General features: G+C 63.5%; 15 protein-coding genes. 8 read left to right on the top strand and 7 right to left on the bottom strand.

Annotated elements, in window-relative coordinates:
- Positions 1-246 precede the first annotated feature (246 nt).
- The 7 genes from fabD to gmk all read left to right on the top strand — a co-directional run bounded on the left by fabD (position 247) and on the right by gmk (position 6,808).
- Positions 247-1,200, top strand: coding sequence for an ACP S-malonyltransferase (gene fabD, locus AC0L3N_RS04485; protein ID WP_123149766.1), 954 nt, complete (start codon positions 247-249; stop codon positions 1,198-1,200).
- Positions 1,201-1,256: 56 nt separating this feature from the next.
- Positions 1,257-1,994, top strand: a complete 738-nt coding sequence (gene fabG / locus AC0L3N_RS04480) for a 3-oxoacyl-[acyl-carrier-protein] reductase (RefSeq protein ID WP_473545933.1) — start codon at positions 1,257-1,259, stop codon at positions 1,992-1,994.
- 189 nt (positions 1,995-2,183) lie between these two features.
- Positions 2,184-2,420, top strand: coding sequence for an acyl carrier protein (locus AC0L3N_RS04475; RefSeq protein ID WP_006203723.1), 237 nt, complete (start codon positions 2,184-2,186; stop codon positions 2,418-2,420).
- A 34-nt stretch (positions 2,421-2,454) separates the two neighbouring features.
- Positions 2,455-3,717: a beta-ketoacyl-ACP synthase II gene (fabF, locus tag AC0L3N_RS04470; protein WP_473545931.1), complete on the top strand. Its 1,263-nt coding sequence runs from the start codon at positions 2,455-2,457 to the stop codon at positions 3,715-3,717.
- Between the two features lie 102 nt (positions 3,718-3,819).
- Positions 3,820-5,058 carry an endolytic transglycosylase MltG gene (gene mltG, locus AC0L3N_RS04465; protein ID WP_473545929.1) on the top strand — a complete coding sequence of 413 codons (1,239 nt, stop codon included), beginning with the start codon at positions 3,820-3,822 and terminating at the stop codon, positions 5,056-5,058.
- Between the two features lie 179 nt (positions 5,059-5,237).
- Entirely contained in the window at positions 5,238-6,128 is an 891-nt protein-coding gene (locus tag AC0L3N_RS04460) for a YicC/YloC family endoribonuclease (protein WP_123149761.1), read from the top strand.
- 5 nt (positions 6,129-6,133) lie between these two features.
- Entirely contained in the window at positions 6,134-6,808 is a 675-nt protein-coding gene (gene gmk, locus AC0L3N_RS04455; protein WP_167378860.1) for a guanylate kinase, read from the top strand.
- A 12-nt stretch (positions 6,809-6,820) separates the two neighbouring features.
- Here gmk and rsmA read toward each other — a convergent pair whose 3' ends face one another.
- The 7 genes from rsmA to AC0L3N_RS04420 form a co-directional block, all read right to left on the bottom strand.
- On the bottom strand, positions 6,821-7,660 hold the full coding sequence (gene rsmA, locus AC0L3N_RS04450) for a 16S rRNA (adenine(1518)-N(6)/adenine(1519)-N(6))-dimethyltransferase RsmA (RefSeq protein ID WP_473545927.1): 840 nt from the start codon (positions 7,658-7,660) through the stop codon (positions 6,821-6,823).
- Entirely contained in the window at positions 7,657-8,691 is a 1,035-nt protein-coding gene (gene pdxA / locus AC0L3N_RS04445) for a 4-hydroxythreonine-4-phosphate dehydrogenase PdxA (protein WP_473546339.1), read from the bottom strand. The genes rsmA and pdxA overlap by 4 nt, the downstream gene beginning before the upstream one ends.
- A complete protein-coding gene (locus AC0L3N_RS04440) occupies positions 8,688-9,620 on the bottom strand; it encodes a peptidylprolyl isomerase (RefSeq protein ID WP_473528030.1) in 933 nt (310 codons plus the stop codon). The genes pdxA and AC0L3N_RS04440 overlap by 4 nt, the downstream gene beginning before the upstream one ends.
- A 254-nt stretch (positions 9,621-9,874) precedes the next feature.
- On the bottom strand, positions 9,875-12,163 hold the full coding sequence (locus AC0L3N_RS04435) for an LPS-assembly protein LptD (RefSeq protein WP_473545925.1): 2,289 nt from the start codon (positions 12,161-12,163) through the stop codon (positions 9,875-9,877).
- A gap of 128 nt (positions 12,164-12,291) precedes the next feature.
- Entirely contained in the window at positions 12,292-13,374 is a 1,083-nt protein-coding gene (gene lptG / locus AC0L3N_RS04430; RefSeq protein WP_473545923.1) for an LPS export ABC transporter permease LptG, read from the bottom strand.
- Positions 13,375-13,390: 16 nt separating this feature from the next.
- Positions 13,391-14,593 (bottom strand): LPS export ABC transporter permease LptF, encoded by a 1,203-nt coding sequence (gene lptF / locus AC0L3N_RS04425; RefSeq protein ID WP_473545922.1) that lies wholly within the window; start codon positions 14,591-14,593, stop codon positions 13,391-13,393.
- A gap of 30 nt (positions 14,594-14,623) precedes the next feature.
- Positions 14,624-15,112: a hypothetical protein gene (locus AC0L3N_RS04420; RefSeq protein ID WP_473545920.1), complete on the bottom strand. Its 489-nt coding sequence runs from the start codon at positions 15,110-15,112 to the stop codon at positions 14,624-14,626.
- 44 nt (positions 15,113-15,156) lie between these two features.
- Here AC0L3N_RS04420 and AC0L3N_RS04415 point away from each other — a divergent pair, with 44 nt between their 5' ends.
- The gene (locus AC0L3N_RS04415; RefSeq protein ID WP_473545918.1) at positions 15,157-16,668 is read left to right on the top strand and encodes a leucyl aminopeptidase; all 1,512 of its coding nucleotides are present in this window, start codon (positions 15,157-15,159) and stop codon (positions 16,666-16,668) included.
- Positions 16,669-16,673 lie beyond the last annotated feature (5 nt).

The following is a 16,673-nucleotide window of genomic DNA, read 5'->3' as shown; positions in this document are numbered from 1 at the left end:
CACAAAAGCGTCATTGAGCTGTCATCGATATGTCACGAAAAGCTAGCGCCTGTGGCTGAAATAAGAAGAGCCAGCAAACGAATCGTGAGCGATTTTCATCATGAGTGATCGATAAAAAGCCTTTTGGAACAGGTACTCGGCCAGCAATACCGAGCCGGAGTGGCCCGGGTCGGGCCGATAGCGGACTTGACTTGCCCGCCCGCCTTGCGTCACAGCCAGGAAAAATCAGCCGCTTGGGAGCCACACATGGCCGTTGCATTCACCTTTCCGGGACAGGGCAGCCAAGCTGTCGGCATGGGCAAGGACCTCGCCGACGCCTTTCCGGAATCGCGGAAGATCTTCGAAGAGGTCGACGACGCGCTCGGCGAAAACCTGTCGAAGCTGATCTGGGAAGGGCCGGAAGAGACGCTGACGCTGACCGCCAATGCCCAGCCGGCGCTGATGGCTGTGTCACTTGCCGCGATCCGGGCGCTGGAATCGCGCGGCTTCTCGCTGAAGGACAAGGTCGCCTATGTCGCCGGCCATTCGCTCGGCGAATATTCGGCGCTTGCCGCCGCCGGTTTCGTTTCGGTCGCCGATGCCGCCCGGCTCTTGCGTATCCGCGGCAATGCCATGCAGGCGGCAGTGCCGGCCGGCGAGGGCGCCATGGCGGCGATCATCGGGCTGGAACAGGCCGATGTCGAAGACGCCTGCGCTGAAGCGGCCAAAGGTTCAGCCAAAGATTCAGTTTGCCAGATCGCCAACGACAATGGCGGTGGCCAACTGGTGATCTCCGGCGCCAGGGCGGCGGTCGAACTGGCGGCGAGGCTGTGCACGGATAAAGGCGCCAAGCGGGCGCTGATGCTGCAGGTCTCGGCACCTTTCCATTCGGCGCTTATGGCACCGGCGGCCGAGGTCATGCGCAATGCGCTGGCCGAGGTTACGAAGAACGCGCCGTTGGTGCCCGTAGTCTCTAACGTGTCGGTCACCCCGTCCAGCGATCCGGACGCAATCGCCCGCCGCCTGGTCGAACAGGTGACCGGCCGCGTGCGCTGGCGCGAAACGGTGGAGTGGTTCGGCGCAAATGGCATTGCGACACTTTACGAGGTGGGCGCCGGCAAGGTGCTGTCGGGACTGGCGCGGCGCATCAACCGCGATATCGCCACCGGCGCTGTCGGCACGGCGGCGGATGTCGAGGCGGCGCTGGCGGCGCTCGCATAACCGCCGAGATTTGACCCCACCCGTGTAGGGTGTTCTCTTAGATCAGGAGACAAGACATGTTCGAATTGACCGGCCGCAAGGCGCTCGTCACAGGCGCATCGGGAGGCATCGGCGAGGCTATCGCCAGGGTGCTGCATGCGCAAGGCGCCGTTGTCGGCCTGCACGGCACCCGCGTCGAAAAGCTGGAGACGCTGGCGGCCGAGCTCGGCGAGCGGGTCAAGCTGTTCCCGGCGAACCTTGCCAATCGCGACGAGGTCAAGGCGCTCGGCCAGAAGGTCGAGGCCGATCTCGAAGGTGTCGACATTCTCGTCAACAATGCCGGCATCACCAAGGACGGTCTGTTCGTACGCATGGCGGACGCCGACTGGGATACGGTGCTCGAAGTCAATCTGACCGCCGTGTTCCGGCTGACCCGCGAACTGACCCATCCGATGATGCGGCGCCGGCATGGCCGCATCATCAACATCACCTCTGTGGTTGGCGTCACCGGCAATCCCGGCCAGACCAATTACTGCGCCTCCAAGGCCGGCATGATCGGCTTTTCCAAGTCGCTGGCGCAGGAGATCGCCACCCGCAACATCACCGTCAACTGCGTCGCTCCGGGCTTCATCGAATCGGCGATGACCGACAAGCTCAACGACAAGCAGAAAGAGGCGATCATGGCAGCGATCCCGACACGGCGCATGGGCACCAGCGCCGAAGTCGCTTCCGCCGTCGCCTACCTCGCTTCCAACGAAGCTGCCTATGTCACCGGCCAGACCATTCACATGAATGGCGGCATGGCGATGATTTGACAGTTGCGGGAAAACACCCCTTTTCGCCTTGGACCCAGGCCGATTTTCGTGTAATGCGGCCCGCAACCCGGCGGTTCGGGCAAAAACCGACCCGGTGCTGTTGCGTTTCCGGCCGGACCATCTTTCAGCTTGATTAGCGGCATTCTGCCCGCTAACGAAGACAGACAAACAAAAGACGAGGATGCCCAAATGAGTGACACCGCAGAGCGCGTCAAGAAGATCGTTATCGAGCACCTTGGCGTCGATGCCGACAAGGTGACGGAGCAGGCGAGCTTCATCGATGATCTGGGCGCGGACAGTCTCGACACGGTCGAACTCGTCATGGCGTTCGAAGAAGAATTCGGCGTCGAGATCCCGGACGATGCGGCCGAAACCATCCTGACTGTTGGCGATGCGGTGAAGTACATCGATAAGGCTTCTGCCTGACGCTATTTGCAGTCATCACCGAGGAGGACCTGCGATGAGGCGTGTCGTCGTCACGGGCCTTGGGCTGCTTTCGCCCTTCGGCGTAGGCTTCGAGCATGGCTGGAAGGAGCTTCTTACCGGCCGCAGCGCAGCCAAGCGCATCACCGAGTTCGAGGTGGAGGATCTTGCCTGTAAGGTCGCCCACGTCATTCCGCGCGGTAATGGTGAGGACGCTACCTTCAATCCCGAGGCCGTTCTCGAGCCGAAGGAACTGCGCAAGATCGGCGACTTCATTCTCTACGGGCTCGCGGCCGCCGACGAGGCGCTGAAGGATTCGGGGTGGGCACCGAAGACGCATGAGGAACAGTGCGCCACCGGCGTGCTGATCGGCTCCGGCATCGGCGGCATCGAAGGCATCGCCGAGAACGCGTTGATCCTGAAGGAGCGCGGACCGCGCCGCATCAGCCCGTTCTTCATCCCCGGCCAGATCATCAATCTCGTCTCCGGCCAGGTTTCGATCCGGCATGGGCTGAAAGGCCCCAACCACGCCGTCGTCACCGCTTGCTCCACCGGCGCGCATGCCATCGGCGACGCCGCTCGGCTGATCATGTGGGGCGATGCCGACGTGATGGTCGCGGGCGGCACCGAGGCGCCGGTGACGCGGCTGTCGATCGCCGGTTTCGCAGCCTGCCGTGCGCTGTCCACCGACCGCAACGACGCTCCGGAAACGGCCTCGCGTCCCTATGACCGCGACCGCGACGGCTTCGTCATGGGCGAGGGCGCCGGCGTCGTCATTTTGGAGGAACTGGAACACGCCAAGGCACGCGGCGCCAAGATCTATGCCGAGGTCACCGGTTACGGCCTGACCGGCGATGCCTATCACATCACCGCGCCGGCCGAAGATGGCGACGGCGCCTTCCGCTGCATGGTTGCGGCGCTGAACCGGGCCAAGCTGACGCCCGCAGACGTCGACTACATCAACGCGCACGGCACCTCGACCATGGCCGACACGATCGAGCTCGGCGCCGTCGAGCGGCTGGTAGGCAATGCCGCGTCGAAAATATCGATGTCGTCGACCAAGTCGTCGATAGGCCATCTCCTGGGTGCGGCGGGCGCCGCCGAGGCGATCTTTTCGATCCTCGCCATTCGCGACAACATCGCGCCGGCCACCATCAATCTCGACCACCCGGAGCGCGAAACGGCGATCGACCTGGTGCCGCACAAGCCGCGCGCCCGCCAGGTCGACGTGGCGCTGTCCAATTCCTTCGGCTTCGGCGGCACCAACGCCTCGCTGGTCTTCCAGCGCTACAATGGCTGACCGGTCCGCCGACCGGCACGGTCTATGCGTGCCGTCAATTTTGCCATATTCGCCCCTACTGTGCCCAAGGGGATTCGTTGCACGATCAAACGGTAGGGCGCCATGAGCACAAATTCGGCGGACAATGGGGAACTCGGGCAACGGTCCGCACCGTCGGGTCCGATCATGCCGAAGACGGCCAGCGAAGCATTGCGGCCTGAAGCCGGCACGCCGCCGCCCAAGCGCTCGCGCGCCTCGCGCAGCCAGTTCGTCGTGTTTATGAACTTCGTCATCTCCTTGGTGATGCTGTTGGTTCTCACGGCCGGTTTTGCATTGTATTTCGGCAAGCAGGAATTCAACGAGCCCGGCCCGTCGGCCAATGCCGACACCTTCCTGGTCAAGCCGAACACCGGCGTCCAGGAAATTGCAGAGCAGCTCGAGCGGCGCGGACTGATCAGCGACGCGCGCATCTTCCGCCTTGGCGTGCGTGCCTTTGGCAATGATTCGGAACTGAAGGCCGGCGAATACGAGATCAAGCCGCAGGCCTCCATGCGCGACATCATGGAGTTGCTGAAGAGCGGCAAGTCGGTGATGTATTCGCTGACCGTCCCCGAGGGACTGACGGTCGAGCAGGCGCTGCAGCGCATCGCCGAGCAGGCAGCGCTCGACGGCGATATGCCGGCGACCATTCCACCCGAGGGCAGCCTTGCCACCGACACGCTGCGTTTCACCCGCGGCGCGACACGCCAGCAGATGGTCGAGAAGCTTTTGGCGGATCAGAAGAAGCTGGTCGAGGATGTCTGGCAGCGGCGCGCCCCCGATCTGCCTCTGGCCAATGTCGACGACTTCGTCATCCTGGCTTCGATAGTCGAGAAGGAGACGGGCAAGGGCGACGAACGCTCACGGGTCGCCGCCGTCTTCCTCAACCGGCTGGCCAAGGGCATGCGGCTGCAGTCCGATCCGACCATTATCTACGGTCTGTTCGGCGGCAAGGGCAAACCCGCCGACCGCCCGATCTACCAGTCGGACATCAAGAAGCCGACGCCCTACAACACCTATCTGATTAATGGCCTGCCGCCGACGCCGATCGCCAATCCCGGCCGTGCGGCGCTGGAGGCGGTAGCTAACCCGTCGAAGACCGACGACCTCTATTTCGTCGCCGACGGCACCGGCGGTCACGTCTTTGCCGCGACGCTCGCCGAGCACAATGAGAACGTCGCCCGTTACCGGGCGCTGCAGAAGAAGCTGGCCGACGAATCCGCCAAGGCCGGTGCTGCCAAGGCCGACGCCGCCAAGGTGGAAGGTCAGACCGATGCGCCGGTTGACGGCGGCGATGGCGATGCGGGAGCGGCGGCGCAGTAGCGCCGGACGGTTCTGGGATCGTCCCTCCGATTCGTTGACGGCAGCAGACGTGCTGATTTTGTGATCAGGAGCGTCTGCGTCCGATCCGGCGCGAAGAGGCACTCCGGCATTTTGAAGCCGCGCATGATCTGGCCCGGAACCGCTTCCGGGATCATGCGCCAGGGGGAAGCAAGGGCATCATGAATTTGCAGAGCATGACAGGTTTTGCGCGGGCCGTCGCCGAACATGACGGCACGTCGATCGCCTGGGAGGTCAAGTCGGTCAACGGCAAGAGCGTCGAGGTCAGGCTGCGGCTGCCGCAGGGCCTCGAGCGGCTGGAGCCGGCCGTCAGGCAGACGGTGCAAAAGCGCTTTGCGCGCGGCAATTTCCAGTCAACGCTGACCGTCGGCCGCGCCGCCGGCCAGCAGGCGCAGCCCGTGGTCAACGAGGCCTTCCTGAGGGATCTGGCCGGGCTGGCCAAGCGGCTGCAGGAGCAGTTCGGCGCAACGCCTGCGACAGCCGACGGGCTGCTTTCGCTACGCGGCGTGCTCGACATCCCCGAAACCACCGAAACCGAAGAGGCGCGGGCGGCGCTCGACAGCGCGATTCTCTCGGCGCTCGAAGTGGCGCTGGGCGGGCTGGAGCAGGCACGCCAGGGCGAGGGCGCCGCCCTGCGCTCGCTACTGTCCGGCCATATCGACGCTATCGAGGCGCTGACGCTGCGCGCCGAGGCCGATCCGTCGCGCGAGCCGGCGGTGATCCGCGAACGGATTGCCGAGCAGGTTCGGCTGCTGATGGATGCCTCCGCCAATCTCGACGCCAGCCGGTTGCATATGGAAGCGGCGTTCCTGGCCACCAAGGCCGACATCCGCGAGGAGATCGATCGGCTGAAGACGCATGTGGCGTCCGGCCGGGTGCTGCTGGCAGGCGGCGGCGCCATCGGCCGCAAGCTCGATTTTCTGGCGCAGGAATTCAACCGCGAATCGAATACGCTGTGTTCGAAGTCGAATGCCGCTGCGGTCACCGCCATAGGGCTGGAACTGAAGGCGGTCGTCGACCAGTTTCGCGAACAGGTCCAGAATCTGGAGTAACCCTGATGGTCGCCAAGGAGCCTATGGTTGCCAGGGATTTGGGTTCCCGCATTCGCCGCCGGGGTTTGATGCTCGTGCTGTCGTCGCCGTCCGGCGCCGGCAAGTCGACGATCGCGCGCAATCTTCTGGAGAGCGATTCCAGTCTCGAACTGTCGGTCTCCGTCACCACGCGGCCGCGCCGCGGCAGCGAGATCGAAGGCGTCCACTATCATTTCCGCACCATGCGTGAGTTCGAGCGGCTGCGCGATTCCGACGAACTGCTCGAATGGGCCGAAGTGCATGGCAATTGCTATGCGACGCCGCGTGAACCGGCCGAACTGGCGCTGGCACAGGGCCGCGACATGCTGTTCGACATCGACTGGCAGGGCGCCCAGCAGCTCAAGGAGAAAATGCGCGCCGACATCGTCTCGATTTTCATCCTGCCGCCCTCGATGAAAGAATTGAAGGCGCGGCTGAAGCGCCGCGCCGAGGACCAGGAATCGGTGATCGAGACGCGTCTGAAGAACGCCCGCAACGAGATCGAGCACTGGAAGGAATATGATTTCGTCATCATCAACGACGATCTCGACCGTGCCTTCGCCGAAGTGCGCGGCATCGTCACCGCCGAGCGGCTCAGACGCGATCGCCGGCCCGGCCTGTTCGATTTCGTCTCGGGGTTGCTCGACGAGAAGACGGACTAGGGGCCGGCGCAATCACACCGCGTTGGTCAGTCGCACGAATTCCTCGACGCTCAAGGTTTCCGCCCGCCGCGTCGGGTCGATGCCGGCGCGGCTGAGCAGGGCTTCGCCGCCGAGGCTCTTGACGCTCTGCCGCAGCATTTTACGGCGCTGGCCGAAGGCCGCTTCGGTGACGCGGCTGAGTTTCTTGACCTCGGTGGGCAGGGGACTTGCCCGCGGCACCAGATGCACCACCGACGACACCACCTTGGGCGGCGGCGTGAACGCTTGCGGCGGCACGTCGAAAGCGATTTTTGCCTCCGTCCGCCAGCCTGCCAGCACGCCAAGCCGGCCATAGGCATCGCTGCCGGGGCGGGCGACGATGCGCTCGGCCACCTCGCGCTGGAACATCAGCGTCATCGATGTGTAGAAGGGCGGCCACTCGGCGACGGTCAGCCAGCGTATCAAAAGTTCGGTGCCGATATTGTAGGGCAGGTTGGCGACGATCCTCACAGATCCATTGCCCCCATGCGCCCCTTTGGCAAGCGCTGCAAAATCCGTCTTTAGCGCATCGCCGGCAATGGTCTCGAGCCGGCCCGGATAGTGGTCCGACACCTCCGCGAGCGCTGCCAGGCAGCGCTCGTCGCGCTCGATGGCGATGACCCGGCCAGCGCCGTGGGAAAGCAGCGCCCGGGTCAGGCCGCCGGGACCCGGACCGACCTCGATCACCGTGGCGTCCGTCAGATCGCCGGCGGCGCGCGCGATCTTGCCGGTCAGGTTGAGGTCGAGCAGAAAATTCTGGCCGAGCGCCTTTTTCGCCTGCAGCCCATGGCGTTCGATCACCGCGCGCAACGGCGGCAGCCCGTCGATGCTCATGCGGCGGCAGCCCTCGTCCCGGTGTCGGCAAGCCTGCGGGCGAGCCTTAGCGCAGCGATCAGGCTGTCGGCCCGGGCTATGCCCTTGCCGGCGATATCGAAGGCGGTGCCGTGATCCGGTGAAGTGCGGATGAAGGGTAGGCCGAGCGTGACGTTGACCGCCTCGTCGAAGGCCAGCGCCTTGGCCGGGATCAGCGCCTGGTCGTGATACATGCACAGCGCCACATCGTAGCCGGCTCGGGCGCGGGCATGGAACAGCGTGTCGGCCGGCAGCGGCCCGAAGGCGTCGATGCCCTCCGCCCTCAGCCTGTCGACCGCCGGGCGGATGATGCGCTCGTCCTCGGCGCCCATCGCGCCGCCTTCGCCGGCATGCGGATTGAGGCCGGCAATGGCAAGCCGCGGCTTGGCGATGCCGAAGCGGTGTTCGAGGTCGGCGGCGGTGATTCGGGCGGTCGCGACGATCAACTCCGTCGTCAGCGCTTTCGGCACCTCGCGCAGCGCAATGTGGATGGTGACCGGAACCGTGCGCAACTCGGGACCGGCAAGCATCATCACCGGCATCACTTCTGCGCTGGTGTGGAGCGTCGCCAGATGCGCCAGATATTCGGTGTGGCCAGGGAAACGGAAGCCGGCATCGTAGAGCGGCTTCTTGGCGATCGGGCACGTGACGACTGCTGCTGCGCGGCCGCCAAGGCAGTCGTCAACAGCGCGGTCGATCGCCTCGATGATGCCGGCGGCGTTAGCTGGGTCCGGCCGGCCGGGGCTGTCGACGAAGCGGGCGACCAGCGGCATGATGGGCAGCGCGCGTGTAAAGACGCGCGCCGCTTCGGCTGGCATTGTCTCTGTGATTGGCACATCGGCGCCGAGCAGGCGCGCCCGTGCGGCGATCAACGCCGGATCGGCGATAAGATAGAAGGGCGGCACACCGGCGCTGTCGCGCGCCTGCCAGGTGGCAATGGCGATTTCCGGCCCGACGCCCGATGGATCGCCGGCGCTTAGCGCCAGCGGAAGCTCTGCCTCTGGCGACTTCAGCGCTCGACGATGCGGGCTTTCTTCCGCAACTCCTCGACATACTTCTTGGTGAGCTCGTCGGCATCCTTGCCGCTCGAGCCTTCGCTCTGGAACACCATCTGGGCGGCCTTGTCGTCGGACACTTCGCGCGACGAGCAGATGCCGATGAACTCGACGCCGCGGTCTGTTTCGCGCGTGGCGGTGGCGCCGCCGACCTTGGTGGCCTTGATCTGGTCGGCCCAGTCCGGCGGCAATTGCGGCGCCAGTATCCGGCCGAGATCGCGAACTGTGACGTCGATCAGGCCCTTGGCAAATTCGCGCGAGGTGTTGCAGCCGTTGAAGCGGGCGCGCATGGCGTCGGCCTCGCGTTTGCGCTTGGCCAGCGTCGCGCTGCGCTCGGCCGCCGGCACGACGAAGATGACCTGCTGCAGCATGTACTCCATGGCGGTCGGCTTGGTGCCACCATTGTCGAGCATACGCCGGACCACGTCCTGCTCGCTCATGGCGCCGCCGCTGTCGGAGCGATGGCGCGCGGTCAACGCCTGGTTCCAGGCCATCTGGGAGCGGATGAACTCCTTGAAATGCTCCTTCCCGACGCCGGACTGCGCCATGACGCCATCGAGTTGCTTGAGCTGCATCTTGTTGGTCGTCGCAAAGCGCTGATAGGCGGCGTCGACCTGGGCGTCGCTGATGCGGATGCCGAGACGCTTGGCTTCGGCGACGCGCAGCGTCTGCTCGATCATCTCCTCGGCGGCGTCGCCTTTCTTGCGCTGCAGGCGCAGGAAGGCTGCCCGATGCTGGATGTCGCCGGTGGTGATCGGTACGTTGTTGACGACGTATTTGATCTGGCTGGCGAAAGCCGGCGGCGTCATCATGGTGATCGAGGCCGAGGTCGCCGCCACCAGCAGCGCGAACCCTGCCGAAAAGAGGTATTTCCTCATCGAAAGCATCCCAATTCTATCTCGGTTCCGGCCCAATTCTATCCCATTTTGAGGGAGCTGGAATCCGTGCCTGCCCTATGCGGCGAAACGATGTCGTCAGAAGCGATGTGCGTCCACTTGGACGCACAAGATACGCTCTAACACTTTGAATCTACGCATCGTGCTTTCCGAAAATCAATTCCGATTTTCGGGCCGATGCGTTGGCCGGCCGCCCGTTTCGCCCGTCCGTTGTTGGCCAGTCGCCTGCTATGGCCAGGCGCCTGCTACTGCACAGTGTTGAAGGAACTTTGTGTCGAGCCGAAATCGCCGAGCGTGCGGAACGACAGGTTGAAACCGATGTTCTGCGACACTTCCTTGGTGCTCAGGTCGCGGGATTCCGAGAATGTCATCAAGTAGGTGAAACATGAATCGCTATAGGCAAAGCCGACCCCGTCCTTGACCAGGACACTTTGCTCCAGATCGTAGGTGCCGGTACCGAAGACACGCCAGTTCTCGGCAAGTTGCGTCGAGGCGCCGAGCGTGACCTCGTGGCGGTCGGTCGTGAAGCCATAGAGTGGCTGCGCCTGGATGAAGGCGTATTTGGCGCTGAACGAAATCGGCAGACCGGAATAGGCTGCCTTCACCTCGGCGCGGCGAATCTCGAAGCTCTGCTCGTCGAAGCGGCCGCTGACCGAGCCGGAAAGCCCGCTGGGGCTGTTGAAGCCGACAAGGCCGACATAATCGGAGGTCGCGGTCTCAAGGCCCGAATCTTCGCCGACGTTGACCAGGTCCGGCGCGGCGAAGGAGTTTTGGCCGTCAAGCTGGTAGGATTGGCCGAACAGCGCGTTGGTGCTCCAGCCATTGTCATAGGCGCCGGAATAGCGCAGCCCGACATTGGCGCGCGTGCCGCCTTCCAAGCGGTCGTAACCGGAGAACTTGTCGCGCTCGAACAATGTCGTGGCGTCAAAGACGAAGCTCTGCGCGTCCTCATTGGGAACAGCGAGGCCGCCGACATATTGCTCGTTCGGACGCACGAACACCTGCGCCATCGGCTCGAAGACGTGGCTGGAACTGGTCGACGAGAACAGCACCGGCCAACGCATTTCCAGCCCGGCGGTCGCCATGAACCGGGCGAGCGACGATCGCATATCGTCGTCGACGCCAAGGTTAGACGCCATCTGATTGATGGCATCGAGTGATCCCGAAGAGGCATTGACATAGCCGGCGTCGCCGCGCAGCGCCAGCAGCGGCGTCAGCAGCAGTCCGCCATCGGTGGTGAAGGTGCGCTCCCATTCCGCTTCAGCGGTGAGACGGCCCGACTGGCCGTCGATGCCGCGGACACGGTTGACGGACGCAGCGTTATTCGGATCGGCAAGGACCGTATCCAGCCCGTCGCGGCTGATAGCCTGCGCGTTGACATTGAACGACAGTTGCCCGCCGCCCACCGCCATGTCGGGGATGTAGGCGTAGTCGAGCGAGGGCAGCACCCAGGGCTGCTTGCCGGCGACTGCGGTCGGATCGTCAGGGAGTGTCTCTTCCTGGACCTCGAAGCGCATGGCGCGCACGTCGAAATAGTTGCGGCCGTTGAGGCCGGTCAGGTAGATCGAGGAGCGATGCACGCTGTCGTTGAAGTCCTCGATGGCGTAGGTGCGCGAGAAGTTCTTGTCGGTCTGCAACAGCACATCCCAGCCGAAGTCCCAGCGCGGATTGATAGCGAACTGGCCCTTGGTGCCCATCATGCCGCGAAACTTGTTCGGGTCGCCGGGCGCACCCGAATCGACATTGTGCCCGTCGCTGTCGATGAACTCGTCGGGATCCTCTTGCCGGATGCCGGCGATCTTCAGGCTGTACTGGCCGTTGTTGAAGCGCTGGCGCCACTCGGCTTCGCCGAGGAAACCCTGCTTGGTATAGCCGCTGCCGGTGACGGTGAGATCGTAAGTTGGTGAGAGCGCGAAATAATAGGGAACTTTGACGCCGATGCCGAGATCGCTCTCGTAGGCGATGCCTGGAATCAGGAAGCCGCTCTTGCGCTTGACGGTCGGGTCGGCAATCTCGAAGGCCGGCAGATAGGCGAGCGGAAAGCCGAAGAACTCGAAATTCGAATTCTCGAAGCGAACCGTCTTCTTTTCGCCGTTCCAGATGATCTTTCTGGCCTTGATGCGCCAGGTAGGCGCTTTGTCCGGTTTGTCCTCGCACGGCTCGCACGCCGTGTAGACGCCGTTGTGGAACGTCGTCAACACGCCGCCCATGCGCTCCGCGCTTTCGGCGGCGAAATAAGCCTTGTCGACGGTTTCGACACGCAGCGCGTTGACGAAGCCGTCGGCGAAATCGTCGGTGATGTCGACGTGCTGCGAATAGATCTTGGTGCCGTCGCTGTTGATGACCTCGACATTGCCGCTGGCGACGAGGCGTTTGGTGTTGCGATTGTATTCGACCCGCTGGGCGACGAGGCGGTTGCCGCCGTAATCGATCTGCACGCCGCCGACGGCCGTCACTGTCTGGTTGTCGTTGTCATAGACCAGCGTATCCGCCGCCAGCAGCATTTGCGAGCCGGCGGGAACGTCGGCTGCCATGTCGCTGATATCCTGGGCAAAAGCCGGGATATTCGGGACGACGCAAGCGAGCAGGCATGCCAAGGCGCTCGCCCCATAGAGGCGCGTCAAACCGGCCTGCCTATGGATGCGTAAAACCGCCCCCCTCACTAGCCGTCTTCCTTGTACAGCAAGAAAGTCACCCCGAAGAACATAGCCACGACAACCGGAACCCATGCAGCCACGACTGTGGGTACGAATCCCGCCACGCCGAATGCCTTGACCAGCACTGTCACGACATAAAGCAGAAACCCAGCCAGGACGCCACCCAGAATCATCGTCGCGGATTGTCCCATCCTCGCAAATCGCATCGACACCGTTGCGGCAATCAGCGTCATCGCGACGAGGAGGAACGGCAGCGCCACGAGCGAATCGAACTGCATGGCAAAGGCATTTGCCTTGAGGCCGAAGGATCGGGCAACCTCGATCTTGCCGGGCAGATCATAGAAAGGAATGGTTTCCGGGCGCGCCAGCCGCTCTTGCACGAATTCGGGCTTGAGATTTGTCGGCACCCGGTCGCTTGCCAACGATTGGATGTTGCCGTCCCGGAAAACCTTGACGTCCTGCAGTTCCCAGTAGCCATCCCGCAAAAAGGCGTGTGCCGCGTCCTTGCGTTCGACGATGTCGCCTTGCGGGTTGAGGACGAAGAAGACGGCGTCGGACATCTCCAGGCCCTGATTGAGAATGGCGCGCGCGCCGATGATGGTGTCGCCGGAACTGGTTTTCTGCCGGATCCAGGGCTCGGCGTCAGCCGAGACGGTGTTCGACTTGCCGGAGCGGAGCTGGGTTTCGATTTTTTCGGACCAGGAAAACGCATGCGCGGCGATCGGATTGATGACACCGACCGACAACACCCCGAACAGCAGCGCCCCGATGCAGCACGGCAGCAGGAATTGCCATGCGGACACACCGGCCGAACGCGCGATGACCAGTTCATATCTGCGGTTGAGCGAGACCAGCGTTGCCATCGCCGAGAACAGGCCGACGAAGGGCACCGTCTGCAGCATGATCATCGGCATCCGCAACCCTGAAATGGCGAACGCCGTGCCGTAGGTAAAACCCGGCAAGCCGGTCGTGCGGCCGGAAAGCTCGGTGAAGTCGATCAGGAACACAAGCGCCAGGAGGCCGATGAAGAACCAGATGGTGATCGTCACATAGCGGAAGAAGAAGTATCTGCCCAGAGTCCAGCCCATTAGCGTATCCAGCCCATCAGCCGGCCCCTTGGCCAGAAGCGCCGCGCTTGGCGAAGCGGAGCTTCAGGGCGCTCCAGCCGTCACCGAAGCGGCCGGCGAAATTCGTCATCCAGTCGGCCCAGGCGACCGGCAGCTCCATGGTCCGGTTGGAGACGATGAACCATGTCGCGACTGCGGACGCCACGATAGGAACGCCGTAGACCATATAGGTGTATTGCGGAACGTTGTCGGCCTTGCCGGCGGCAAAGAAACCAAGCCAGCGCACGAAAAGCGCAATCGCGATGGCCGTGATCAGCGGATGAATGCGCGCCTCGCGATGGGAGCGCGCGTCTCCCGCCACCGCAAGCGCGATCAGCGCGAAAACGAGTGAATAGGACCACTCGGAAAAACGCTGGTGGAGCTCGGCCAGGTACTTGTTCGGCCTTTTCTGGAACATCTTGTCGTTCGGACTGGGATTGAGCAGGTACTGGGTCGTCCGGTCCTTCGGCAAAAGCAATACGTCCGATGAGGCCGACATGAAGGCGGACAGGTCGAAGGCATAGGAGGTGAATCGGATGACCGAAAGATCGCCGGCCAGCGTTTCGCGATGGATGACGCCGTCGTTCATCATCAGCACATTCTCGTCGCCGTTTTCGATGATGGCCCCGGTCTTGGCGTAGTAGACGAGGTTGGCGCCTTCTTCGCGCGAATCGGCGACGAAGATGCCGCCAAGGCGGTTGTCCGGAAGCCGCTCGCCAATCTGCAGGAACAGGCCGTCGTCGATCTTGCGGAAGGTGCCTTCCTGGATGATCAGCGACAACAGATCGGCACGCGACGACGCCACCAGTTCGCGGTTTTTCTGTCGTGCATAGGGATCGACGCCGTTGTCGACGGCAAACGAAAAGACGCTGGCCGCCAGCGCCAGGAGCATGATCGGCCTGACGATGGTCCAGCGCGAAGCGCCCGCGGCGTTCAAGACGGCAAGCTCAGAATCGGAATTCATCGCGCTCAGTGTCTGGGCGACCGCGACCACCAAGGCGAAAGGCACGACGATCGGGACGATCGACGGAATGATCAGCGCAGCGACCTCGAAGAAGGTCAGCGCCGACTGCCCGCTGTCGGTGACGAGGTCGATGCGGGCGAGCACCTGCGTCGTCCACACGATCGCCAGCGTCCAGATGAGCGCTGCCAGGAAGACCGCCAACGCACGACGCATGATGTAGCGTTCAACGACCTTCATGAAGGCTTTTCTCGATTTTGCCGAACGGCATCATGCCTCCAGACAAGGTAGTCGCCCGGCGACGACTGTACAACCGGTCCGTTGGCGGTTCGATCTGGTTCCCGTCCCAGATCGATATTTCCGGTGGGCCGGAGTGTCGGCGGCAATGGATAAGAAAGGGCGAACATCAATGGTTAACAACACGTTGCGGCAGGAAAGCGGGGCCGTGCCGCGACGAATCGCCATCGATTCCATCCGCCATATGGGATCGGACTCCGGCAAAGTCTTGCCAAATGCCGGAAAACGACCAAATGTCGCGCCGATCACGGTCCTGGCCGCCGTAGCTGCGACGGCGGCGAGACGAACCCGAAATTGCCCGGCCTGTGGTTTACCGGCATGCGGCCAAGCATTCGCGGTTGCTTCGCCAAACGCACGAATGCAGGCCAACGCAATCGCGCAGGAGATCGTCAGGAAGGGGCGATGATTGAAAAGTGGGGTGGTGCTTCCGGTCGGAAACAGCCAAATATCTAGTTTCGCCAAGGCACTCTCCCAAAATCCAACGCCGTTCCCGAAAGCAGGACATGATGACTTCGAGACCTTCGATCGCCTTCGCCAAATTCGCAGCGCCCAAGAAGGGCAGTGTCTTCGTGCTGGCGGCCAACGATGGCGGCCTCGGCGACGCGGCAAAGGCTTGCGATCCGGCAAAGACCCTGGAGCGGGCGTTTCCGGTGGCCGACTTTTCCGGCAAATTCGCCGGCCTGGTCGAAGTGCTAGCGCCGGAGGGCACATTGCTCGACCGGCTGGTGGCGGTCGGCGCCGGCAAGGTCTCGGGGCTCGACGATCATGCCTGGCTCAAGCTTGGCGGCACCATCGCTGCGTCCCTGCGCAAGGCGACAGAGGTGGCCGTCGTGCTCGATCTGCCGGGTGCTGACGTTGGCGGCAGGCAAGCGGCACAGCTTGCCGCCGGCATTCTTCTGCGCAGCTATGCCTTCGACAAGTACAAGACGAAAAAGGACAATGGCGACGGCCAGCGCGACGGCAACAAGGCCGAGCCCAAAAAGCCGGTCAAGGTGACCATCCACACCACCGATCCGGCGGCGGCGAAAAAGGCCTTCGCCGACGAGGCGGCGGTGATCGACGGGGTGCTTCTGGCGCGCGATCTGGTCAACGAACCGGCCAATATGCTGGGGCCGGTGGAATTCGCCGCCCGCGTCAACGAACTGGAAGCGCTCGGCGTCACGGTCGAGATCCTGGTCGAGAAGGAGATGAAGAAGCTCGGCATGGGCGCGCTGCTCGGCGTCGCGCAAGGCTCGCCGCGTGGCGCCCGTCTGGCCGTCATGCGATGGAACGGCGGCAAGGCTAAGGACAGCCCGATTGCCTTCGTCGGCAAAGGCGTCACTTTCGACACCGGCGGCAATTCGATAAAGACGGCCTCCGGCATGGAGGACATGAAGGGCGATATGGGCGGCGCGGCGGCCGTGACCGGGCTGGTGCACGCGCTGGCCGCCCGCAAGGCCAAGACCAATGTGGTCGGCGTCATCGGGCTTGTGGAAAATGCCGTCGACGGCCATGCGCAACGCCCGGGCGACATCGTCACTTCGATGTCGGGCCAGACCATCGAGGTGCTCAACACCGACGCCGAAGGCCGCCTCGTTCTGGCCGATGCGCTGTGGTACTGCAACGATCGCTTCCAGCCGAAATTCATGGTCAATCTGGCGACGCTGACCGGCGCCACCATGGTCGCCCTCGGCCAGCATTATGCCGGCCTTTTCTCCAACAATGACGAATTGGCGAACAGGCTGACGAGCGCCGGGCAGGCGACGCAGGAACGAGTGTGGCGGATGCCGCTCGGCACCGAATACGACAAGTTGATTGATTCGAAAAATGCCGACATGAAGAACATCGGCGGCCGCTATGGCGGCGCCATCATCGCGGCGCAGTTCCTGCAGCGCTTCGTCAAGGATACGCCCTGGGCGCATCTCGACATCGCCGGCACCGCGATGGGCGCGCCGTCCAGCGAGATCAACCAGTCATGGGCCTCCGGCTTCGGCGTCAGACTGCTCGACCGGCTGGTGCGCGACAACTACGAGGGGTGAGGCCT

The sequence above is a fragment of the Mesorhizobium sp. WSM4807 genome (assembly GCF_055811615.1).
The sequence above is the reverse complement of the archived record's forward strand: the minus strand, read 5'-3'. Positions and strand labels throughout refer to the sequence as shown.